Consider the following 23755-nt stretch of genomic DNA (forward strand, 5'->3'; position numbering starts at 1 on the left):
AACAATGAACAGGATTTTCTCCACCCTCGGTTTTTCGCTATGGATAGCGCTGATGTCGCCGATGGTAAACGCGGCCAACCTGAAAGCGCTGGATGTGGCGGCGCTGCCGGGTGACCGCGTCGAACTGAAGCTGTCGTTCGATGGCCCGCCACCGGCGCCCAAGGGCTATACCACGGAATCACCGGCGCGCATCGCGGTGGATCTGCCCGGTGTCGCCAGTCAATTGAGCAACAAGAATCTGGATCTGGGCAGCGGCAATGCGCGTACCGCCACGGTGGTCGAGGCCAAGGACCGCACGCGGCTGATCGTCAGCCTCACCCAGCTTGCGCCTTACACCACGCGCATCGAGGGCAATACTCTGTTCGTTGTGGTCGGCCAGGGTGCACCGGCGCCTGCCTCGCGTCCCGCCGCCGTTGCGCCCCGCACGAGCACGGCAGCTGCGCCAGCGGCCAAGGCATTCGTGCCGAAAAACCGCAGCATTCGTGGCGTCGACTTTCAGCGCGGCACCGAGGGTGAGGGTAACGTCGTCATTGATCTGTCCGACCCGACCATCGCCCCGGATATCCAGGAGCACGACGGCAAAATCATCCTCAGCTTCGCCCGCACACAGCTGCCGGAGAAGCTGCGGGTGCGCCTTGACGTCAAGGATTTCGCCACCCCGGTGCAATTCGTCAATGCCGCCGTCAGTGGTGATCGCACGGTGATCACCGTCGAGCCCAGCGGCACCTACGACTATTCGACCTTTCAGACCGACAACAAACTGACCGTCAGCGTCCGCCCGATGAGTGTCGATGACCTGCAAAAGCGCAACGCCGAACGTCAGGCCTACATTGGCGAAAAACTCTCGCTGAATTTCCAGGACATCGATGTGCGCTCGGTGCTGCAACTGATCGCCGACTTCACCAACCTCAATCTGGTGGCCAGCGATACGGTGCAGGGCGGCATCACCTTGCGCCTGCAAAACGTACCGTGGGATCAGGCGCTGGATCTGGTGCTGAAAACCAAGGGGCTGGATAAACGCAAGATCGGCAATGTGCTGCTGGTCGCGCCGGCCGATGAGATCGCTGCCCGCGAACGCCAGGAACTCGAGTCGCAGAAGCAGATTGCCGAGCTGGCGCCGCTGCGTCGTGAACTGTTGCAGGTGAATTATGCGAAGGCGGCGGACATCGCCAAGCTGTTCCAGTCGGTGACCAGCGCCGAAGCGAAAATCGATGAGCGCGGTTCGATCACCGTGGATGAGCGGACCAACAATATCATTGCCTACCAGACCCAGGATCGCCTCGACGAACTGCGGCGGATCGTGGCGCAACTGGATATTCCGGTGCGTCAGGTGATGATCGAGGCGCGCATCGTCGAGGCCAACGTCGATTACGACAAGAGTCTGGGCGTGCGCTGGGGCGGTTCAGTGCAGAACAAGGGCAACTGGAACGCGTCCGGGGTCAACGGTTCATCTTCCACCATCGGCACGCCGGGGAGCACCAGCACCAACTCGCCGTTCGTCGACATGGGCACTGTCAACAATACTTCCGGGATCGGCATCGCCTTCATCACCGACAACGTGCTGCTTGACCTTGAGCTGACGGCGATGGAGAAGACCGGCAACGGCGAAATCGTCTCGCAACCGAAAGTGGTCACTTCTGACAAGGAAACAGCGAAGATCCTCAAAGGCACGGAAATTCCCTATCAGGAAGCCAGCTCCAGTGGCGCGACTTCGGTGTCGTTCAAGGAGGCCTCGCTGTCGCTGGAGGTCACGCCGCAGATCACCCCGGACAACCGCATCATCATGGAGGTCAAGGTCACCAAGGATGAGCCGGATTACCTGAACAAAGTGCAGGATGTGCCGCCGATCAAGAAAAACGAGGTCAACGCCAAGGTGCTGGTCAATGACGGCGAAACCATCGTGATTGGCGGTGTTTTTTCAAATACTCAGAGCAAGGTTGTAGATAAGGTGCCATTTCTTGGCGATGTGCCGTATCTTGGCCGCCTTTTCCGGCGTGATGTGGTTTCGGAGAAAAAATCCGAGCTGCTGGTATTTCTCACTCCGCGTATCATGAATAACCAGGCGATTGCTGTGAGTCGTTGATTCTGTGCGAAATTTGATACTTGTAGGACCGATGGGTGCTGGCAAAAGCACCATCGGCCGATTGCTGGCCAAAGAGCTGCGCCTGCCGTTCAAGGATTCCGACAAGGAAATTGAGCTGCGCACGGGTGCCAATATCCCATGGATCTTCGACAAGGAAGGCGAGCCCGGCTTTCGTGACCGTGAGCAGGCGATGATCGCCGAGCTGTGCGCGTTCGACGGCGTGGTGCTGGCGACCGGCGGTGGCGCAGTAATGCGTGATGCCAATCGCAAGGCCCTGTTCGAGGGCGGGCGAGTGGTGTACCTGCACGCGTCCGTCGAACAGCAGGTCGGCCGCACCTCGCGCGACCGCAACCGGCCGTTGCTGCGCACCGCCGATCCGGCGAAAACCCTGCGTGACCTGTTGGCGATCCGCGATCCGCTTTATCGGGAAATTGCCGATCTGGTGGTGGAAACCGACGAACGGCCGCCGCGCATGGTGGTGCTCGATATTCTCGACCGCCTGGCCCAGCTTCCGCCCCGTTAAAGCCGCGCGCGAAATGCGCTATCCTCGGCGTCCTGTCACAGCCTGCCGAGGTGTGGCGGATGACCGGCAAGCGGCGTCACACCCGCTACAGGCCACAGATAACCAATAATTCAGGGCAGGACGCCTGCTTCCATCTTCACTGTGGGGACACATGCAGACACTCAAGGTCGACCTGGGCGAGCGCAGCTACCCGATTCATATTGGCGAAGGTTTGCTGGATCAACCCGAACTGCTGGCGCCGCACATCCACGGGCGGCAAGTGGCAATCATCTCCAATGAGACCGTTGCGCCGCTCTATCTCGAACGTCTGACCCGCAGCCTGGCGCAGTACTCGGTGATTTCCGTGGTGCTGCCGGACGGCGAAGCGTTCAAGAACTGGGAAACCCTGCAGTTGATCTTCGACGGTCTGCTGACCGCTCGGCATGACCGCCGCACCACCGTCATCGCTCTGGGCGGCGGTGTGATCGGCGACATGGCCGGTTTCGCCGCAGCCTGCTATCAGCGCGGCGTCGACTTCATTCAGATTCCGACCACGCTGTTGTCCCAGGTTGATTCGTCGGTGGGCGGCAAGACCGGCATCAACCATCCGCTGGGCAAGAACATGGTCGGCGCGTTCTATCAGCCGAACGTGGTGCTGATCGATACCGCGTCGCTGAAAACCCTGCCGGCGCGCGAGCTTTCCGCAGGTCTGGCCGAAGTCATCAAATACGGTCTGATCTGCGATGAGCCGTTCCTGACCTGGCTCGAAGACAACGTCGACGCCCTGCGCGCGCTGGACCAGAAAGCCCTGACCTACGCTATCGAACGCTCCTGCGCGGCCAAGGCTGCGGTAGTCGGCGCCGATGAAAAGGAAACTGGCGTGCGCGCCACGCTCAACCTCGGCCATACCTTCGGGCACGCCATCGAGACTCATATGGGCTATGGTGTGTGGCTGCATGGTGAAGCGGTCGCGGCTGGCACCGTAATGGCGCTGGAGATGTCCGCGCGGCTTGGCTGGATCAGCGAGCAGGAGCGCGATCGCGGTATTCGTCTGTTCCAGCGCGCCGGTCTGCCGGTGATTCCGCCTGAAGAAATGCGCGAAGCGGATTTTCTGCAACACATGGCAATCGACAAAAAAGTGATCGACGGTCGTCTGCGCCTGGTGCTGCTGCGCCGGATGGGCGAAGCGGTCGTGACCGACGATTATCCGAAAGAGGTTCTACAGGCCACGCTGGGAGCGGACTACCGCGCCCTGGCTCAGCTTAAAGGTTAATAAGATTCCGATGACTAGTTTGCATGCCGACGAGGCGTTTCTCGGCCATTTCCAGTTAAGTCACGACCCGTTCGCGCCGCGGGTGCCAGGCTTCAAATTTTTCCCGGCCCAGCGCAAACCGGTGCTCGGTCAACTGCATCATCTGGCGCGCTACAGCCAGTTGCTGCTGGTGGTCACCGGCCCGCAGGGCAGCGGCAAGACCTTGCTGCGTCAGGCGCTGGTCGCCAGCACCAACAAACAGTCGGTGCAGAGCGTGGTGGTTTCCGCCCGTGGCGCCGGCGATGCTGCCGGTGTGCTGCGCCAGATCGCGCAGGCGCTGGATGTCGCCCAGGCTGAGGTCGGTGCGATTCTCGAACAGGTCGTCCAGCTCGCCCTGACCGGTCAGGAAGTCTATCTGCTGGTGGACGACGCCGAGCAGCTCGACGAGTCTGCTCTCGAAGCGCTGATGGCGCTGGGTGCCGGCACGCCAGAAGGGCGTCCGCATGTTTTCCTGTTCGGCGAGTCGTCGCTGATCGCTCAACTTGAGGCGTTGCAGCTTGAAGAAGAGCGTTTCCACGTCATCGAACTGCAGCCGTACACCGAAGAAGAAACCCGCGAATATCTCGACCAGCGGCTCGAAGGCGCGGGCCGGGGTGTCGAACTTTTCACCGCGGATCAGATCTCTGATATTCACGAAAGCTCCGAGGGTTGGCCGGGCAACATCAACCAGGTCGCTCGCGATGCTCTGATCGAAGTCATGATTGCCAGCCGCTCCGCGGTGAAGCGTCCAAGTATGGGGTTCAACATGCCGAAGAAACACGTATTGGCGATTTCCGCCGTCGTGGTGGTCGCGGTCGCTGCCGCCTGGCTGATGCCGGGTCGCAACAAGGCGCCGACCACCGGCGCGCCAGCCAATGAACAGGCGCAGTTGCCTCTGGGTCAGGCGCCCGCCAATGGCGCGGCACCCAACGTCGAATTCGCCGGCAACACCCAGCCGATGCCGCTGCCGTTGGTCGGCAACTCGCAACCGGTCATGCGCGGGCCGTTGGCCGAAGCGGCCGGTGGCATCACCGAAGGCGACGACGGCGTGCCGCTGGAAGGCTCCAGTGATACCCCGCCGACCGTGACCACCTCCGCGCCGCCAGCCGGTGTGCCGGCCGGTCCTGCGCCGACTCCGGTGCCGTTGCCAGCCGCCAAGCCGACGCCAGCCCCGACGCAAGTCGCCACGGCCAAGCCTGCTCCGGCCGCGCCAGTCGCCAAACCGGCGCCAGCACCGGCCAAACCGGTCGCTGCGGCGAAACCGGCCGAGAAGCCTGTGACCGTCGCCAAGGCTGCCGGTGGCAGCTGGTACGCCGGTCAGCCGACCGGCAACTACGTGGTGCAGATCCTCGGCACCAGCTCGGAAACCGCCGCGCAGAACTTCGTCAAGGAGCAGGGCGGCGAGTACCGTTATTTCAAGAAAGTCCTCAACGGCAAGCCGCTGTATGTGATCACCTATGGCAATTTTGCCAATCGTGATGCGGCCGTTTCTGCCATCAAGGCCTTGCCAGCGAAGGTTCAGGCTGGTAAACCTTGGCCTCGCACTGTCGCCAGCGTCCAACAGGAACTGGCAACAACTCGCTGAAGATTCGGCGGCCTTACCCAGGCCGCCTCTCCCGGCACCTCAAAATCTCCATAAGTGCGCGCTTTCTGAAAAGGATGCGTGCCTTGTGGTGTCTGCGTCACAGTAGTCTTTGAGTCGTTGCGGTCAGAATTTAAAAAAGTTTTGACTAGCACAGCAGATCGCTTTAAACCTTTCACAAATGCGACATGAATTTGCGACAGTTCGTCGTCAAATTTGTGAGCCTCTGTGTCGCTGTGTACAATGACCACCCTTTTGCCCCCGCGAAGCCGGCGTACGTTCGGCGCGGTACGCAAGTGGTTGAATTGAAAAGAAATTTGCCTCGAATAGAGGCAGCCTGGTGAGAAAGTGTCTATGAAAGCAGGTCTGTACCAACCAGATGAATTCAAGGATAACTGCGGTTTCGGCCTGATAGCCCATATGCAGGGCGAGCCCAGTCATACCCTTTTGCAAACGGCCATCGAGGCCCTGACCTGCATGACCCACCGCGGTGGGATTAATGCCGACGGCAAGACCGGTGACGGTTGCGGTCTGCTGATTCAAAAGCCTGACGCGTTCCTGCGAGCCATTGCCCAGGAAACCTTCAGCGTCGAGTTGCCCAAGCAATATGCTGTGGGCATGGTCTTCTTCAACCAGGATCCGGCCAAGGCCGAAGCCGCTCGCGAGAACATGAACCGCGAGATCCTCGCTGAAGGTCTGCAACTGATCGGCTGGCGCAAAGTGCCGATCGACACCAGCGTCCTCGGTCGTCTGGCCCTTGAGCGCCTGCCGCAGATCGAGCAGGTCTACATCGGTGGCGAAGGCCTGAGCGATCAGGACATGGCCGTGAAGCTGTTCAGCGCCCGTCGCCGTTCGTCGGTGGCCAATGCCGCCGACACCGATCACTACATCTGCAGCTTTTCGCACAAGACCATCATCTATAAAGGCCTGATGATGCCGGCCGATCTGGCCGCGTTCTATCCAGACCTGAGTGACGAGCGTCTGCAAACCGCGATCTGCGTGTTCCACCAGCGCTTCTCCACCAACACCCTGCCGAAATGGCCGCTGGCGCAGCCGTTCCGCTTCCTCGCGCACAACGGCGAGATCAACACCATCACCGGTAACCGCAACTGGGCGCAGGCCCGTCGGACCAAGTTCAGCAACGATCTGATGGATTTGGAAGAGCTCGGCCCGCTGGTCAACCGTGTCGGTTCCGACTCTTCGAGCATGGACAACATGCTCGAACTGATGGTCACCGGTGGCATCGACCTGTTCCGTGGCGTGCGGATGATCATTCCGCCTGCGTGGCAGAACGTCGAAACCATGGACCCGGATCTGCGTGCGTTCTACGAGTACAACTCGATGCACATGGAGCCGTGGGACGGCCCGGCCGGCGTGGTCATGACCGATGGTCGCTACGCGGTGTGCCTGCTCGACCGTAACGGTCTGCGTCCGGCACGCTGGGTGACCACCAAAAATGGTTTCATCACCCTCGCGTCGGAAATCGGTGTGTGGAACTACCAGCCTGAAGACGTGCTCGCCAAGGGCCGCGTCGGCCCGGGTCAGATCTTTGCCGTGGACACCGAAACCGGGCAGATCCTCGACACCGATGCGATCGACAACCGTCTGAAATCCCGTCATCCGTACAAGCAATGGCTGCGCAAGAATGCCCTGCGCATTCAGGCGACCATGGAAGACAACGACCACGGTTCGGCGTTCTACGACGTCGATCAGCTCAAGCAGTACATGAAGATGTATCAGGTCACGTTCGAAGAGCGCGATCAGGTATTGCGCCCGCTCGGCGAACAAGGCTACGAAGCCGTGGGCTCGATGGGCGACGACACGCCAATGGCCGTGCTGTCGCAGCGTGTGCGCACGCCGTACGACTATTTCCGCCAGCAGTTCGCCCAAGTGACCAACCCGCCGATCGACCCGCTGCGTGAAGCGATCGTGATGTCGCTGGAAATCTGCCTCGGAGCCGAGCGCAACATTTTCCAGGAGTCGCCGGAACACGCCTCGCGCGTGATCCTCAGCTCGCCGGTCATTTCCCCGGCCAAGTGGCGTTCGTTGATGAACCTCGACCGTCCGGGTTTCGAACGGGCGATCATCGACCTCAATTACGACGAAAGCGTCGGCCTCGAAGCGGCAATCCGCAACGTTGCCGATCAGGCTGAAGACGCCGTGCGCGCCGGGCGTACCCAGATCGTCCTGAGCGACCGCCATATCGCCCCGGGCAAACTGCCGATCCACGCATCCCTGGCGACCGGCGCGGTACACCACCGCCTGACTGAAAAAGGCCTGCGTTGCGATTCCAACATCCTTGTTGAAACTGCCACCGCGCGCGATCCGCACCACTTTGCGGTGCTGATCGGTTTCGGCGCCTCGGCGGTGTACCCGTTCCTGGCCTACGAAGTGCTGGGCGACCTGATCCGTACCGGTGAAGTGCTGGGCGACCTCTACGAGGTGTTCAAGAACTACCGCAAAGGCATCACCAAAGGCCTGCTGAAGATCCTGTCGAAGATGGGCATTTCGACCATCGCTTCGTACCGTGGTGCGCAGCTGTTCGAGGCCATCGGCCTGTCCGAAGAAGTCTGCGACCTGAGCTTCCGTGGCGTGCCGAGCCGGATCAAGGGTGCGCGTTTCGTCGACATCGAAGCCGAGCAGAAAGCGCTGGCCGTCGAAGCCTGGAGTCCGCGCAAGCCGATCCAGCAGGGCGGTCTGCTGAAGTTCGTCCACGGTGGCGAATATCACGCCTACAACCCGGACGTGGTCAACACCCTGCAAGCCGCCGTGCAGCAGGGCGACTACGCCAAGTTCAAGCAATACACCTCGCTGGTCGATAACCGCCCGGTGTCGATGATCCGCGACCTGTTCAAGGTCAAGACCCTCGATACGCCGCTGGACCTCAGCGAAATCGAGCCGCTGGAATCGGTGCTCAAGCGCTTCGACTCCGCCGGTATCTCGCTGGGCGCGCTGTCGCCGGAAGCTCACGAAGCCTTGGCCGAAGCCATGAACCGCCTGGGTGCGCGTTCCAACTCCGGCGAAGGCGGCGAAGACCCTGCGCGTTACGGCACCATCAAGAGCTCGAAAATCAAGCAGGTTGCCACTGGCCGTTTCGGCGTGACCCCGGAATACCTGGTCAACGCCGAAGTGCTGCAGATCAAGGTTGCCCAAGGGGCCAAGCCGGGCGAGGGCGGGCAACTGCCGGGCGGCAAGGTCAACGGGCTGATCGCCAAGCTGCGTTATGCAGTGCCGGGCGTGACCCTGATTTCGCCGCCGCCGCACCACGACATCTATTCGATCGAAGACTTGTCGCAGCTGATTTTCGACCTCAAGCAGGTCAACCCGCAGGCGCTGGTTTCGGTAAAACTGGTGGCAGAAGCGGGCGTTGGCACCATCGCTGCCGGTGTGGCCAAGGCCTATGCGGACTTGATCACCATCTCCGGCTACGACGGTGGCACTGGTGCCTCGCCGCTGACCTCGATCAAATACGCTGGCGCACCGTGGGAGCTTGGTCTCGCTGAAACCCACCAGACCCTGCGTGGCAACGACTTGCGCGGCAAGGTCCGGGTGCAGACCGACGGCGGTCTGAAAACCGGCCTCGACGTGATCAAGGCTGCGATCCTCGGCGCCGAAAGCTTCGGCTTCGGCACCGCACCAATGATCGCGCTGGGCTGCAAATACCTGCGTATCTGCCACCTGAACAACTGCGCCACCGGCGTCGCCACTCAGAACGAGAAGCTGCGCAAGGATCACTACATCGGTACCGTCGACATGGTGGTGAATTTCTTCACCTACGTCGCCGAAGAAACCCGTGAGTGGCTGGCCAAGCTCGGCGTGCGCTCGCTGGAAGAGCTGATCGGTCGCACCGATCTGCTGGAAATCCTCGAAGGCCAGACCGCCAAGCAAAACCACCTGGACCTGACGCCGCTGTTGGGCAGCGATCACATCCCGGCCGACAAACCGCAGTTCTGTGGGGTTGAGCGCAACCCGCCGTTCGACCAGGGCCTGCTGGCCGAGAAAATGGTCGAGATGGCATCGTCGGCGATCAACGACATGAGCGGCGCCGAGTTCGACCTGGATATCTGCAACTGCGACCGTTCGATCGGCGCGCGGATTTCCGGCGAAATCGCCCGCAAGCACGGCAACCAGGGCATGGCGAAAGCGCCGATCACCTTCCGTTTCAAAGGCACGGCCGGTCAGAGCTTCGGCGTGTGGAACGCTGGCGGTCTGAACATGTACCTCGAAGGCGACGCCAACGACTACGTCGGCAAAGGCATGACCGGTGGCAAGCTGACCATCGTGCCGCCCAAGGGCAGCGTCTACAAAACTCAGGAAAGCGCCATCATCGGCAACACCTGCCTGTACGGCGCCACCGGCGGCAAGCTATTCGCCGCTGGCACCGCGGGCGAGCGTTTCGCCGTGCGTAACTCCGGTGCCCACACCGTCGTGGAAGGCACTGGCGATCACTGCTGCGAGTACATGACCGGTGGTTTCGTCTGCGTACTGGGCAAGACCGGTTACAACTTCGGCTCAGGCATGACCGGTGGTTTCGCCTACGTGCTCGATCAGGACAACACCTTCGTTGACCGGGTCAACCACGAACTGGTGGAAATCCAGCGGATCAGCGGCGAGGCGATGGAAGCCTATCGCAGCCACCTGCAAAACGTGCTGAACGAGTACGTCGCCGAAACCGACAGCGAGTGGGGTCGTGAACTCGCCGAAAACCTCGATGACTATCTGCGTCGTTTCTGGCTGGTCAAACCTAAGGCGGCGAGTCTGAAATCTCTGCTCTCCAGTACTCGTGCGAGCCCGCAATAACGACGCAGCTGCAAGTCACTAGCTTCAAGCGACAAGCTGAAGCTAGTGCGCGTTGTACCGGACTAATGTGATTTTCTTGCAGCTTGAAGCTAGTAGCTTGGAGCTGTCGTGTAAGAGGTTTTAGTGATGGCCGAACGTCTCAGTAACGACTTTCAATTCATCGATGTCGGGCGCAAGGATCCGAAGAAGAAACTGTTGCGTCAACGCAAGAAAGAGTTCGTCGAAATCTACGAACCGTTCAAACCCCAGCAGTCGGCCGACCAGGCCCACCGCTGCCTGGGGTGCGGCAACCCGTATTGCGAATGGAAGTGCCCGGTGCACAACTTCATTCCCAACTGGCTGAAGCTGGTAGCCGAGGGCAACATCCTCCAGGCCGCCGAGCTGTCGCACCAGACCAACACCCTGCCGGAAGTCTGTGGCCGGGTTTGCCCGCAGGATCGTCTGTGCGAAGGTGCGTGCACCCTCAACGACGGTTTCGGCGCGGTGACCATTGGTTCGGTCGAGAAGTACATCACCGACACTGCGTTCGCCATGGGCTGGCGCCCGGACATGTCCAAGGTCAAACCGACCGGCAAACGTGTCGCGATCATCGGCGCGGGCCCGGCGGGACTGGGCTGTGCCGACGTGCTGGTGCGTGGTGGCGTAACGCCAGTGGTGTTCGACAAGAACCCGGAAATCGGCGGTCTGCTGACCTTCGGCATCCCCGAGTTCAAGCTGGAAAAGACCGTGCTGAGCAATCGCCGCGAAGTCTTCACCGGCATGGGCATCGAGTTCCGGCTGAATACCGAAGTCGGCACAGACGTGACCATGGAGCAACTGCTCGGCGAATACGATGCGGTGTTCATGGGCATGGGCACCTACACCTACATGAAGGGCGGTTTTGCCGGTGAGGATCTGCCGGGCGTTTATGACGCGCTGGACTTCCTCATCGCCAACGTCAATCGCAACCTGGGCTTTGAAAAGTCGCCGGAAGATTTCGTCGACATGAAAGGCAAAAAAGTCGTGGTTCTCGGCGGCGGCGACACGGCGATGGACTGCAACCGCACCTCTATCCGCCAGGGGGCCAAGTCGGTGACCTGCGCTTATCGTCGTGACGAAGCGAACATGCCCGGCTCGCGCAAAGAGGTGAAGAACGCCAAGGAAGAAGGCGTGAAATTCCTCTACAACCGCCAGCCGATCGCCATCGTTGGTGAAGACAAGGTTGAAGGCGTGAAAGTCGTCGAGACTCGTCTTGGCGAACCGGATGCCCGTGGCCGTCGCAGCCCCGAGCCGATTCCCGGTTCCGAAGAGATCATCCCGGCCGACGCCGTGGTCATCGCCTTCGGCTTCCGTCCGAGCCCGGCGCCGTGGTTCGAACAGTTCGAAATCCAGACCGACAGCCAGGGCCGCGTCGTTGCGCCTGAGCAAGGCCAGTACAAGCACCAGACCAGCAACCCGAAAATCTTTGCGGGTGGCGACATGGTGCGCGGTTCCGACCTGGTGGTGACAGCGATCTTCGAAGGGCGCAATGCGGCTGAAGGGATCCTCGATTACCTGGGCGTCTAAACCCGTCCGGCTGACTGCAATGCAATACCTGTGGGGGCTGGCTTGCCAGCGATAGCATCACCTTGGTTTACCTGACGAACCGAGTTGTCTGCATCGCTGGCAAGCCAGCTCCCACAGTGTTTTGTTGTGTTGCAAAGTCAGTGTTCCAACGCGATAAATTGACCCGATAGACAAAAGGCTGACCCACATCCGTGCCTTTTGCCTCGCGCTCTGAGAAAATGCCCGCACTTTTTTTCCGGATGCCGACATGACTGCCCTGAAGAACGACCGCTTCCTCCGCGCCCTGCTCAAGCAACCCGTTGACGTCACCCCTGTGTGGATGATGCGCCAGGCCGGTCGCTATCTGCCGGAGTACCGCGCCAGCCGTGCCCACGCCGGCGACTTCATGAGCCTGTGCATGAATCCGCAATTCGCCTGCGAAGTCACGATGCAACCGCTCGACCGCTATCCGCAACTGGACGCGGCGATCCTGTTTTCCGACATCCTCACCATCCCCGACGCCATGGGCCAGGGCCTGTACTTCGAGACCGGTGAAGGTCCGCGCTTCAAGAAAGTCGTCAGCACGATGGCCGACATCGAAGCCCTGCCGATCCCTGATCCGCATAAGGATCTTGGCTATGTGATGGACGCGGTCAGCACCATCCGCCGCGAACTCAACGGCCGCGTACCGCTGATCGGCTTCTCCGGCAGCCCGTGGACCCTGGCGACCTACATGGTCGAAGGCGGTTCGTCGAAGGACTTCCGCAAGACCAAAGCGATGCTCTACGACAACCCGCAAGCCATGCACCTGCTGCTGGACAAACTGGCGCAGTCGGTGACCTCGTACCTCAACGGCCAGATCATGGCCGGTGCGCAAGCGGTGCAGATCTTCGATACCTGGGGCGGCAACCTGTCCGCGGCTGCCTATCAGGAATTTTCCCTGGCCTACATGAAGAAAATCGTCAGCGGCCTGATCCGCGAGAATGATGGCCGCAAGGTGCCGGTGATCCTTTTCACCAAAAACGGCGGCCTGTGGCTGGAGAGCATCGCCGAGGCCGGCGCCGACGCCCTCGGTCTGGACTGGACCTGCGACATCGGCAATGCCCGCGCCCGTGTCGGCGACAAGGTCGCGCTGCAAGGCAACATGGACCCGACCGTGCTCTACGCCAAACCGGAAGCGATCCGCACCGAAGTCGGGCGTATCCTGGCCAGCTACGGCAAGGGCAGCGGGCATGTGTTCAACCTTGGCCACGGCATCACGCCAGAGGTTGACCCGGAACATGCCGGCGCATTTTTGCGCGCGGTGCATGAGCTGTCGGCGCAGTATCACGAGTGATCGCCGCCCAATAGAAAACGCCCGGCTTATGCCGGGCGTTTTTGTTTGCGATGACTTTAGCGACCCAGAAGTTGTTCGGCGTAGCGGGCGATGATGTGGTCGAAGGGCTTTTGATCGGAGGGCCCGGCAGCTCGAATAACATTGACGAGGCGATCAAGGTCATCATTGCTGGCGCTCGCAATAAATTCATCATCAAATAATCGACGGATCGTATCGCGGCGCCGATTGGTGAGGTAGGCAATGTCGAGCGCCAGAATTTCAATCATTTTGCCGGCGGGAGAGTCATTACAGTTCGTTGGCTGAATTTCGCCGTTCTGCAGGTATCTGAAGCGTAGTTCGCATTGCTCATCCATCGGAGATATGTGCAAAGCTTCTTCAAACCAGTTTCCTTTGCGATGCCCACAATGCAGTGGGTTGCCGGGTCTGGTTTCGCGCAGGCAGGAGGCGAAAAGATTCTGATAGTCCAGGGCCAGATTTTCAAAGCTTTCCTGGGGCCTGAAGTGTTCGATGTGGCTGGTAGCCGCTTCTATTTCTCTGCCGCAGTAACAGCACAGCGATCCTTGTTCCTGTAAGAGGGCTGCGTGCAACTCTCGCTTTTGCGGATTCAGCAGCGTGGGATACGTTGGTACCCACTCTTCATTCGCCGAGTTTTTCCAATCTGTAAATGAGGCGGGTTCAGTTCCTTTGAGCACTCGCTTCATTTGCCGATGATCTCCTTGCGCCTGATAAGTGCCTCTGCGCCAGCAAATTCTGGAAGATCCGGGGCCCTCTTTTTCAGCGCATCGAGCTGCGTTCTTGCCTTCACAAGGTCGTTGTCTTCCAATGTCGAAAACATCTCTGAGAGCAGCGCTTCAATTTCAGGTTCGCGTTGATCAACCCCCATCACCTCTTCAAGAACACTGCTGGAATCAAGACCATAGGTGACTCGAGGGTGAGACGATTCGCCATTGTGCAGGACGATCACCTCTTTGGGTTCCAAGCTGCCGATGATTTGGGGAGAGTGACTGGCGGCAATGAATTGGACTTTGGGGAATGCCTGCCGCAGTGCCGGAACGATGCTTCGTTGCCACGCTGGATGCAGATGGATGTCCAATTCGTCGATGATGATCACGCCTGAAGTGTTCTTCAGGACGTCCTTGCCCATGTGGGGGTTGAGGATGCTCATACGGCGGGAAATGTCAGTGAAGAGGGCCACCATGCCGCGTTGACCATCACTCAGATCACCGAATGGAATGGTTTTTTGATCCAGATCGATCAGCAAGCTTTGTAACCTGAGATCAAAACGAAGATTTCGCGCATGAGGAATCGCACAGGCGATAGCTGAGTTGACCCGATCAAGTTCGTCGTCGAAATTTGCTGATTGTTGATTGGAATCCAGAAGATTCTGCATTCGCTCCAGCGTTCTGCCGATCAACCAGCTTTCGAAATCGCTGAGATCAGCAACCGCATCGAACCAGTTGGCATATCCATCGAAACGCGACAGGCGTTGTTTCGCCGCAAACTCAGCAGATATGCCTGCTCCTTGCCATCGACGATTGGAGCGATAGAACGCCAGCACCGGTAAATCGACTGGCATGGCCAAGTTGATTCGCTGCTTGAGCTTGACCATCTCAACGTCAAATTCGGAGTTCACCAGAGGAGGAAGGCTTTCTCCCTCTTGTTTCAGAATCCAGTTGGTTGCACCGAAAATCCGGCCTGACCCTTGTACCAGCAGAGGATATTGGCGTTCGAAACGGCTCCGATTTTCAAAGCGGTCTATGACGAACCGGATATCTTCATCTTTGACAGAGATTTCACTGCGCTTCACTGCATTGGCGAATTCGATGAAGGAAACAGCGATGGCCTGGAGCAGTGACGTCTTGCCACTCCCGTTAACTCCCACCACCAGATTGAACCCCGGCTGAAAGTCAAAAGTGGCATCTTCGTAACAACGAAAATTCTGAATGTGGAGACGGTCCAGGCGCATTCTGGCTTCCCTTTACCAAAGCAGTCGAATGCCGTCAGTGTACCTTGGCCCGCGATTACCGCTAGCGCGCAGTTGTGGCTAAACCTTTTTGACACCGCCCAGCGGCGGCAACTTCGCCAGCTTCAACGCCACCCCAAGCGCAATCAGCAACAGCACTCCAATAAACAACCCGATTCCGTTCCACCCGCCCAAATGCCAGAACACCCCGCCCGCCGTGCCGGCAATGCTCGACCCGGCGTAATAGCTGAACAGGTACAACGACGATGCCTGGCCCTTGGCCTTGGTCGCGCGGCGGCCGATCCAGCTGCTGGCCACCGAGTGCGCGCCGAAGAAGCCGAAGGTGAAGATCAGCATGCCGACGATGATCAACAGCAGCGGTGCGAACATCGTCAGCGCGAGGCCGACGAACATCAGCGCAATTGTTGCCCAGAGCACTTTGCGCCGCCCCAGTTTGTCCGCCAGTGAACCGATCTTCGCCGAGCTGTAGATTCCTGACAGATACACCACCGAGAGCAAACCGACGTACACCTGATCGAGGTGGTACGGCGCCGCCAGCAGGCGATAGCCGATGTAGTTGAACAGCGTGACGAACGCGCCCATCAATACAAACGCTTCAAGAAACAGCAGCGGCAGCCCGGCGTCGCGAAAGTGCATGGTGAAACCGTCGAGCAGGCTGCGCGGATGCAATGAGCGTGAGCGGAAGTTGCGCGACTCGGGAAGGATTTTCCAGAACACCGCCGCCGCAATCAGCGCCAGGCCGCCGATCACCAGCATCGCCGTGTGCCAACTGACGAAGTCGATCAGCACCCCGGTAATCAAGCGTCCGCTCATCCCGCCAATCGCGTTGCCGGCGATGTACAAGCCCATCGCCAGACCGATGTGTTGCGGATGAATCTCTTCACTCAAATAAGTCATCGCCACTGCCGCCAGGCCACTGAGTGACAGGCCGATCAGGGCGCGCATGATCAGAACGCCGTGCCAGCTCGGCATCATCGCGCTGGCCATGGTGCACAGCGCAGCGGCGAACAAGGCGGCGACCATCACTGGTTTGCGCCCGACCCGATCGGAAATCGGCCCGGTGATCAGCAGACCGAAGGCGAGCATACCGGTAGCCACCGAAAGGATCAGGCTGCTCTGCGCCGCGTTGATCCCGTATTCATGGGACAGCAGCGGCATCATCGGCTGCACGCAATAGAGCAAGGCGAACGTTGCGAAACCACCGCAGAACAGCGCCAACACCGTGCGCATGAACGCCGCTGTGCCTTTTTCGATAAATATGTCCTGCAGCTCGGCGATGGCATCGTCCGCTGCAGCAGGCGGGACTTCATGGGCTAATGGCGCAACGGCGGTTTTCACTTCAGACCTCGGGGGAGCACAGCCAGGCAGGCAATGAAAAAATCATATAGCTGGCTAATGTTTCTATCCAATATATTGTTCGACCTGTTTGATAGCTTTAACGACCTAATGAGAAATCCATGGAACTGCGCCATCTACGCTACTTCATTGCCGTCGCCGAGGAACTGCATTTCGGCCGCGCGGCACAAGTGCTGGGCATTTCCCAGCCGCCGCTGAGCCAGCAAATTCAGGCGCTGGAGCAAGAGGTGGGCGCGCGCCTGTTTGAGCGGACCAATCGTCGGGTCGAACTCAGCGAAGCCGGGCGGCTGTTTCTACAGGAGGCGCGATTGGCGCTGGCGCAGGTCGATAAGGCCGCCGATGTTGCGCGCCGGGCGCAGTTGGGTGAACTGGGCGAATTGAAGATCGGTTTCACCTCGTCGGCGCCGTTCAACTCGACGATTCCGCAGGCGATCTTTGCCTTTCGCCAGCGTTTCCCGGCGGTGCATCTGAACCTGCGTGAGATGAGCAGTACCATGGTCGCTGATGCATTGGTGGACGAGTCGATCGAGGTCGGCATCATGCGTCCGCTGGGGTTGCCGGAGTCGTTGAGCGTGGTCGAATTGATGCGCGAGCCGTTGGTCGCGGTACTCAGCTCCACGCATCCATTGGCGCAAGGCTCCGAGCAAGGGCTGTTTCTCTCGGCGCTGGCACTGGAACCGTTCGTGTTCTTTCCGCGCAGCTACGGCAGCGGCTTGTACGCACAGTTATTGAGCCTGGCTCGAGACGCCGGGTTCAGCCCGCACTTCGCCCAAGAGGCGGGGGAGGCGATGACCATCATCGGTCTGGTCGCAGCGGGGTTGGGGGTTTCGGTGCTGCCGGCGTCCTATCAGCGGATGCGCATCGACGGCGTGGTCTACCGACCGTTGCTCGATCCGCAAGCGGTGTCTGCGGTGTGGCTGGTGCAGCGCAAGGATCAGAAATCGCCGATGGCCAAGGCGTTCGTAGATTTGCTCACGCGCAAAGTCGACTCTATGTGAAGGCTTCTGGCCTTTTCGCGAGCAGGCTCGCTCCCACAGGGGAACGCATTCCAAGGTGGGAGCGAGCCTGCTCGCGAAGAGGCCAGAAGCAGCGCCAAAGACATCAGAGCGCTGACTAAGGCAACCGCACCAAATCCCCCTTCAGCGCCACCCGCGTCACAAAAATCCCCGCCCGACACTCGTAGGTATTCAAATCTTTGCGCACACGCTGGTCGTAGTAACTGACGATATTGACCACCGCATTCGCCCCGACCCGCTTGGCATCAGCCTGTAACTTGATCAGGTTCGACTGCAACACCCACTCGCAGGAATGGTGATCGCTCTTGTTGAAACCATTGGTCTTCAGATCACTGACCACGCCGCGCCGCAACAACTGCTGAGTGCCCTTCGGCCCGTTGCCGATCAGGTAGAACTTCACACTGCCATCCAGCCGCCCGGCGCGAATTGCATCCGACAGCACGGTTTCGAAGGGCATGTACATCAGGTTGGTCGCGTGGCTGGCTCCAGGCAGCAGCGTGAAAAGCGCAGCGGCGAGCAGGGCTTTCGCTTGCATGGTCATCTCCTTGACGGTGAAAGGGAGCGGCGAGTGCTTGACGAAGCCTTCTGTCCCGGCAGGCTTGAGTCGAGGCCTGTATGAGCGAGTGTAGATGCTGTTTAGAAGCGATCAGGCCTATGAGGCGTTTTACCTACATTTGCGGTTACGAAGTGTTTTAGTGAGTATTTGTTTTCCTGCGCAAAATCGTTTCTTTTCAGAGAGTGCGATGGATGCCGCTTCGATACCAGCCCAAGGAGGGCAGCGTTCTGATTTGCGATTTCAGAGGTTATGAAGTGCCTGAGATGATCAAGGTCCGACCTGTAGTTGTGATACGCAAACACCGGACAAACAGTATGCTGGTGACGGTCGTGCCACTCAGTACAACTGCGCCGGATTGTTTACTTGATCACCATTTCGAACTCCCCAGCCATCTACAAGGCGCTCGTCCGAGATGTTGGGCAAAATGCGATATGGTCGCTACCGTTAGCCTCTCCCGGCTGGACCGGATCAAAAGCAAAGACCGGACAGGAAAACGTGTCTACCTCATTTCACAACTTGCAACAGAAGAGTTCTGCGCGGTTAAAGCTGCGGTCAGACGGGCGCTTGGGCTGTAGTGGCGTTGAGAGTGGCACTGCAAGGCCAAACGCCAGCCGTTGCCCGGGGGCGGCGATTCGAGCAATACTGAGGCCGTTCCCGCAAGGGGCTTGTGAGACTCTGAGGATCCTGGATACCAGCCATCGCAGAGCCGGACAGGTGACCGGCAATGACAAGCCAACCTGTTTGTGAAAGGGCGCCGAAAGGCGCCCTTTGTCGTTTCTACAATCCACTCAATCGACGTGCGCCAGATCCCCGCGCAACGCTACGCTCGACACCAGTGTCCCGGCACGGCACTGGAATTTTTCGGTGTCTTTGTACAGGTCGCGCTGGTCGACGCTGGCGATGTTGATCACGGCGTTGGCGTCGGCGTTTTTCGCGGCGTTCTGCAGGGTCGCGAGGGCGGATTGCAGAGCCCAGAAGCAGGCGTCTTCGTCGGATTTGTTCGAGCCGTTGGTCTTGCGGCTGCTGCTCACGGTGTCGAGTTTGCGCACTTGCTTGGGCAGGGTTTCGCCGGCCAGATAGAACTTCACGCTGCCATCGAGCAGGCCGGCGTCGGTGGCGCGTTTGACGCCTTCGCGGAAGCTCAGGTAGGTCGGCTCGTCAGCGCCCTGTTTGATGATGCCGAGGTTGTTGACGGCTTCGATGTCCGGGTTGATCGACAGTTCTTTCAGCACGTTGTCACGCAGGCGGTTGACCCAGCGGTTGTAGTTACCGTGGATCTTGCCGTCCTTGGCATTGAGGCCGTAGCTGCTGCGGTAGTCGATCTCGAACGAGGTCGGGCTGAACGGAATGTCGACTTCGGCGTGATGGCGACCGCGCACGGTGATTGCTGCTTTGATCATGCCCGGGCGCACCGATTGCACCACCCATTGCCGATCATTGAGCGCGGTGACGATCGCGCGGCTCATCTGCTGCTGGGTGAAGCCCAGGTTCGGCGAGAACTCTTCCTTGGCGTTGTACACCGGTTTGCTGGTGCAACCGCCGAGCACCAGGATCAGTGCCAACAAAGCGGCGATGCGGTGAAACTGAGTCATTCCCTTCACTCCAAACGTCTTGCGGTCAGTGCCAGCGGCGGAAAATCAACGAGGTGTTGACGCCACCAAAAGCGAAATTGTTGTTCATCACGTAGTCGTGATGCATCTGGCGGAATTCGCCGCGCAGGTAATCGAGCTTGCCGCAGTGCGGGTCGACCTCGTCGAGGTTGAATGTGTGCACGTACAGGTCGCGGTTGAGCATTTCGATGCTGAACCACGACTCCAGCGCGCCACAGGCGCCAAGGGTGTGGCCGAGAAAACTTTTCTGCGAGCTGATCGGCATGCGTTCGCCGAACAAACTGCTGGTTGCCAGTGTTTCGGCAATGTCGCCCTGTTCTGTAGCGGTGCCGTGACCATTTACATAACCGATCGCATCCGGCGTCAAACCGGCGTCTTCCAGTGCCAGCTCCATCGCGCGGCGCATGGTCACTTGCTCGGGGCGCGTGGTGTGCTGGCCGTCGGCATTGCTGCCGAAACCGACGATCTCGGCGTGAATGCGCGCGCCACGGGCGAGGGCGTGTTCCAGTTCTTCAAGAACCAGCATGCCGCCACCCTCACCGATAACCAGACCGTCGCGGCCCTTGTCGTATGGGCGCGGGCTGGTCTGCGGCGCATCGTTTTTCAGGCTGGTGGCGTAGAGCGCGTCGAAGACCATGGCTTCAGTCGGGCACAGCTCTTCGGCGCCGCCGGCGAGCATCAGCGGCAGGCGACCGAACTTGATTGATTCATAGGCGTAGCCGATGCCCTGGCTCCCGCTGGTGCAGGCGCTGGAGGTCGGGATCAAGCGGCCGGTGAGGCCGAAGAAGATGCTGATGTTGGCCGCCGTGGTGTGCGGCATCATCCGCACGTAGGAGTTGGCGTTGAGCCCCTCGGCTACCGAGTTGAGCAACATGTTGCCGAACGCCTTGATCTCATCGGTGCTGCCGGTGGACGAGCCGCACGCGACGCCCATGCGGCCGTCCTTGATCGATTCGTTGCCGAGCAGCCCGGCATCGGCCAGGGCTCTTTCCGAGGCACCGACCGCCAGCCGCGACACCCGGCCCATGCTGCGCAGTTGCTTGCGCGTCCAGTGCGCGGGCACTACGAAGTCGTCGATGGGGCCGGCCAGGCGCGTGTTCAGTTCGCTGAAGCGGTCCCACTCGTGCATGCGACGGATGCCGCTGCGGTTGGCGGCGAAGTGGCCGGCGATGGTGTCCCAGTCGCTGCCCAGCGAGGTGATGCCGGCCATGCCGGTGACGACGACGCGCTTCATCAGCACAAGCCTCCGTTGACCGCCAAAACCTGACGGGTGATGTACGAGGCTTCCGCCGACATCAGGAAATTCACCGCAGCGGCCACCTCTTCCGGGGTGCCCATGCGTTGCGCGGGGATCATTTTCATTAGCTCTTCCACCGGCACGTTTTCATCGAGCATCGCCGTGTCGATCAGGCCCGGGGCGACGCAGTTAACGGTGATTTTGCGCTTGCCCAGCTCGATCGCCAATGCCTTTGCCGCGCCGATCACGCCCGCCTTGGAGGCGCTGTAATTGACCTGGCCACGGTTGCCGATCAGCCCGGAAACCGAAGTGATGCAAACAATCCGCCCAGCGGCGCGGCGGCGAATCATCGGCATCATCACCGGGTGCAGGACGTTGTAGAAACCATCCAGGTTGGTGCGCAGGACCACGTCCCAATCGTCATCGCTCAGCGCGGGGAAGGCGCCGTCACGGGTCAGACCGGCATTGAGCACCACGCCGTAATAGGCGCCATGGGTTTCGACGTCGGCTTCAAGAATGGCTTTGCAGGTTTCGCGCTCGGCCACGTCGAATTGCAGGATGCGTGCATTGCGCCCCAGCGCCTGGATTTCAGTCTGAACGGCTTGCGCTTGCGCCAGGCCGCTACGGCAATGCAGGACGATATCGTGCCCGGCTTGCGCCAGGCGCAGGGCAATGGCGCGGCCGATGCCACGGCTGGAGCCGGTGACCAGTACCGATTCAGTCATCGTTCGACTCCTTGGTTTGTTGCAGATATTGAGTGGCCTGCGGCGGACGAAACACATTCAGCCGCGCACTGGCGTGGATGCCGTCGCCGTGGATATGGCATTCGAACACGCCCATGCCGTTGTCGTCTTCCAGCGAGCGCAGGCCGTGGACGGTCAGTTGACTGCCGGCGGGAAAAGCTTCGACGTTGCACTCGAACTTGCGCGTGCCGAGCAGGAAACCCAGCTCGACCGGATTGCCTTTCTGCCGCGCGTGACAGCCGGCGAACGCGGCGACGCTTTGCGCCATCAGCTCGATGCCGACCCATGCCGGCAGGCTGCCGTCGGCGAGGCTGAACAGGCCGTCCGGCTGGACCGTGAGGCGGGTGAAAATCTGCTCATCGTCGAAACGCTCGATCGCGTCGATCAGAATCATGTCGCCGGCATGCGGCAACAGTTCGGCGAGCGGCCAGGGGGTCATGGGGCGTCTCCGATAATCAGGCTGACGTTGTTGCCGCCGAAGGCAAACGAATTGCTCATCAGGTAGCGCGGTGCAATGGACGACAGGCGTGTGCTCGCGGTCACCCAGTTCAGCGCAGGCAGAGCAGGATCGGCCGCGCCGTCCCAGACGTGCGGGGGCAAGGCGTGCTCGTGGTTGTCGACGCTCAGGCTCAGCCAGCAAAACGCCGCTTCCAGCGCGCCGGCAGCGCCGAGGGTGTGGCCGGTCAGCGGCTTGGTCGAGGAGCAGGCGACGCCTTCGGCAAACAGCGCCGCGACCGCCAGACTTTCCATGGCGTCGTTGTGCTGGGTCGCCGTGCCGTGCAGGTTGAGGTAGTTGATTTGCGCTGCTTGCAGCTGCGCGCGGCTCAGGGCTTTCTGCATAGCTTGCAGGGCGCCGCGACCGCTCGGTTCCGGGGCGGAAATATGGTGCGCATCGGAACTGGCGCCAGCACCGAGCAGCGCGATAGCCGGGCCTGCGCCTGGCTGTCTGCTCATCACGAACAGCACCGCCGCTTCACCGATATTGATGCCATTGCGGTTGGCCGAGAACGGATTGCAACGCTCGTCCGACATCGCTTCCAGTGAGGAAAAACCGTTCAGGGTCAGTTTGCACAGGCTGTCGACACCGCCGCACAGCACGGCGTCGCACAGGCCCAGGTCGAGCAGGCGCTGAGCGCTCATCAGCGCCCGGGCGCTGGAAGTGCACGCAGTGGAAATCACATACGTCGGGCCGCTGAGTTGCAGCCACTCGGCGAGAAAATTCGCCGGGGCGCCGAGTTCCTGTTGCCGATAATCGTATTCGGCCGGGAAATGCTGCTCACGGATGTAGTGCGCCAGACCCCGGCTGGCCTCGTCGATGCCCGAGGTGCTGGTGCCGAGCACCACGCCGATGCGCTCGTGGCCGTAAGTCTGGATCGCTTGCTCGATGTCGTCGCGGATCTGCAGCGCGGCTTCGAGCAGCAATTGATTGTTGCGCGTGCTGTGCTCGGCCAGTTCCGCCGGGATCGGCGCCAGCCCACCGGGCACGGCGGCCACCGGCAGCGCGCGCTGCGGCACCCAGGCCGATTCACGGCGCAGGCCCGAGCAATCGCCGGCAAACAGCTTGCGCGAGACTTCGTGTTTGTCACGGCCCAGCGCGCAGATCACACCGAGGGCATTCAGATAAGCGGTCATGGCGTGGAGTCACCGAGCGGGGAAACGCGATAGTGCGGGCCTTGCGGCAGGGTCAATTCGAAGCTCAACGGTTGTGCATAGTCAATGCTCCAGCGCGCGGGCAGGGAGCGTTGCTCGTCCTGTTGCTGCGCGGCGGGATAGTTGCGCAGCAGTTCGCCGGACGGGGTCAGGGCGAACAGCAGCGCGGCAAACAATTCCCGCGCCTCGGGGTTCGGCGGCAGCAGACCATCGGCCTGCCACTGGCCGTTGACCAATTGCTGACGGGCTTGCGGGATGCCCAGCGGATCCATCATCGACCAGCGGATGCCCGGGCCTTCGCGCTGGATCACCAACAGCCAGTCCTGACGCTGCCCGGCCTGCTGGCGTTCGATGTGCAGTTGCAGCGGCAGGGGCAAGGTCGGGTTGGCTGCGGGCAGCGGCGCCTGGCTGGCGCAGGCACTTAACAACAGCATCACGCCGATCACCAACAGTCGCCGCACAGATACCCCTGTGGGAGCTGGCTT

At 60.5% G+C, this 23755-nt stretch carries 19 protein-coding genes; 9 read left to right on the top strand and 10 right to left on the bottom strand.

What is annotated here, in order from left to right:
• Positions 1-4 precede the first annotated feature (4 nt).
• From pilQ to hemE, 7 genes are all read left to right on the top strand, one after another.
• Positions 5-2083 carry a type IV pilus secretin PilQ gene (gene pilQ, locus ACYYKW_RS03045; protein ID WP_093105759.1) on the top strand — a complete coding sequence of 693 codons (2079 nt, stop codon included), beginning with the start codon at positions 5-7 and terminating at the stop codon, positions 2081-2083.
• 4 nt (positions 2084-2087) lie between these two features.
• Entirely contained in the window at positions 2088-2606 is a 519-nt protein-coding gene (gene aroK, locus ACYYKW_RS03050) for a shikimate kinase AroK (RefSeq protein WP_090280433.1), read from the top strand.
• Between the two features lie 151 nt (positions 2607-2757).
• On the top strand, positions 2758-3858 hold the full coding sequence (gene aroB / locus ACYYKW_RS03055; RefSeq protein WP_090280436.1) for a 3-dehydroquinate synthase: 1101 nt from the start codon (positions 2758-2760) through the stop codon (positions 3856-3858).
• 10 nt (positions 3859-3868) lie between these two features.
• Positions 3869-5461: an AAA family ATPase gene (locus ACYYKW_RS03060; protein WP_464989376.1), complete on the top strand. Its 1593-nt coding sequence runs from the start codon at positions 3869-3871 to the stop codon at positions 5459-5461.
• A 351-nt stretch (positions 5462-5812) separates the two neighbouring features.
• Entirely contained in the window at positions 5813-10258 is a 4446-nt protein-coding gene (gltB, locus tag ACYYKW_RS03065) for a glutamate synthase large subunit (protein WP_464989377.1), read from the top strand.
• Positions 10259-10384: 126 nt separating this feature from the next.
• Complete coding sequence (locus tag ACYYKW_RS03070; RefSeq protein WP_464989378.1) at positions 10385-11803, top strand: FAD-dependent oxidoreductase; 1419 nt, start codon at positions 10385-10387, stop codon at positions 11801-11803.
• 247 nt (positions 11804-12050) lie between these two features.
• Positions 12051-13118: a uroporphyrinogen decarboxylase gene (hemE, locus tag ACYYKW_RS03075; protein WP_093105744.1), complete on the top strand. Its 1068-nt coding sequence runs from the start codon at positions 12051-12053 to the stop codon at positions 13116-13118.
• 56 nt (positions 13119-13174) lie between these two features.
• Here the strand turns inward: hemE and ACYYKW_RS03080 are convergent, their stop codons facing one another.
• From ACYYKW_RS03080 to ACYYKW_RS03090, 3 genes are all read right to left on the bottom strand, one after another.
• Complete coding sequence (locus ACYYKW_RS03080; protein ID WP_464989379.1) at positions 13175-13819, bottom strand: retron system putative HNH endonuclease; 645 nt, start codon at positions 13817-13819, stop codon at positions 13175-13177.
• Entirely contained in the window at positions 13816-15084 is a 1269-nt protein-coding gene (locus ACYYKW_RS03085; protein ID WP_464989380.1) for an AAA family ATPase, read from the bottom strand. The genes ACYYKW_RS03080 and ACYYKW_RS03085 overlap by 4 nt, the downstream gene beginning before the upstream one ends.
• A gap of 78 nt (positions 15085-15162) precedes the next feature.
• Complete coding sequence (locus ACYYKW_RS03090; RefSeq protein WP_464989447.1) at positions 15163-16380, bottom strand: MFS transporter; 1218 nt, start codon at positions 16378-16380, stop codon at positions 15163-15165.
• Positions 16381-16559: 179 nt separating this feature from the next.
• On the opposite strand from ACYYKW_RS03090, the gene ACYYKW_RS03095 reads away from it, so the two are divergent.
• Positions 16560-17456, top strand: coding sequence for a LysR family transcriptional regulator (locus ACYYKW_RS03095; protein ID WP_464989381.1), 897 nt, complete (start codon positions 16560-16562; stop codon positions 17454-17456).
• A gap of 115 nt (positions 17457-17571) precedes the next feature.
• Here ACYYKW_RS03095 and ACYYKW_RS03100 read toward each other — a convergent pair whose 3' ends face one another.
• Complete coding sequence (locus ACYYKW_RS03100; protein WP_093105729.1) at positions 17572-18009, bottom strand: excinuclease; 438 nt, start codon at positions 18007-18009, stop codon at positions 17572-17574.
• Between the two features lie 212 nt (positions 18010-18221).
• Here ACYYKW_RS03100 and ACYYKW_RS03105 point away from each other — a divergent pair, with 212 nt between their 5' ends.
• Positions 18222-18605 carry a type II toxin-antitoxin system PemK/MazF family toxin gene (locus ACYYKW_RS03105; RefSeq protein WP_093105725.1) on the top strand — a complete coding sequence of 128 codons (384 nt, stop codon included), beginning with the start codon at positions 18222-18224 and terminating at the stop codon, positions 18603-18605.
• A 213-nt stretch (positions 18606-18818) separates the two neighbouring features.
• On the opposite strand, the gene ACYYKW_RS03110 is transcribed toward ACYYKW_RS03105, so the two are convergent.
• The 6 genes from ACYYKW_RS03110 to ACYYKW_RS03135 are packed head-to-tail and all read right to left on the bottom strand — an operon-like array spanning position 18819 to position 23704.
• The gene (locus ACYYKW_RS03110; protein ID WP_093105720.1) at positions 18819-19622 is read right to left on the bottom strand and encodes a hypothetical protein; all 804 of its coding nucleotides are present in this window, start codon (positions 19620-19622) and stop codon (positions 18819-18821) included.
• Positions 19623-19647: 25 nt separating this feature from the next.
• Complete coding sequence (locus tag ACYYKW_RS03115; protein WP_464989382.1) at positions 19648-20874, bottom strand: beta-ketoacyl-ACP synthase; 1227 nt, start codon at positions 20872-20874, stop codon at positions 19648-19650.
• Positions 20874-21602, bottom strand: coding sequence for a 3-oxoacyl-ACP reductase FabG (gene fabG / locus ACYYKW_RS03120; RefSeq protein WP_336355901.1), 729 nt, complete (start codon positions 21600-21602; stop codon positions 20874-20876). Before fabG ends, ACYYKW_RS03115 begins: the two co-directional genes overlap by 1 nt.
• Positions 21595-22059: a hotdog family protein gene (locus tag ACYYKW_RS03125; protein WP_090280456.1), complete on the bottom strand. Its 465-nt coding sequence runs from the start codon at positions 22057-22059 to the stop codon at positions 21595-21597. The genes fabG and ACYYKW_RS03125 overlap by 8 nt, the downstream gene beginning before the upstream one ends.
• The gene (locus ACYYKW_RS03130; protein ID WP_464989383.1) at positions 22056-23252 is read right to left on the bottom strand and encodes a beta-ketoacyl-[acyl-carrier-protein] synthase family protein; all 1197 of its coding nucleotides are present in this window, start codon (positions 23250-23252) and stop codon (positions 22056-22058) included. The genes ACYYKW_RS03125 and ACYYKW_RS03130 overlap by 4 nt, the downstream gene beginning before the upstream one ends.
• The gene (locus tag ACYYKW_RS03135; RefSeq protein WP_464989448.1) at positions 23249-23704 is read right to left on the bottom strand and encodes a hypothetical protein; all 456 of its coding nucleotides are present in this window, start codon (positions 23702-23704) and stop codon (positions 23249-23251) included. Before ACYYKW_RS03135 ends, ACYYKW_RS03130 begins: the two co-directional genes overlap by 4 nt.
• Positions 23705-23755 lie beyond the last annotated feature (51 nt).

The sequence above is a fragment of the Pseudomonas sp. 15C genome, from assembly GCF_055484735.1.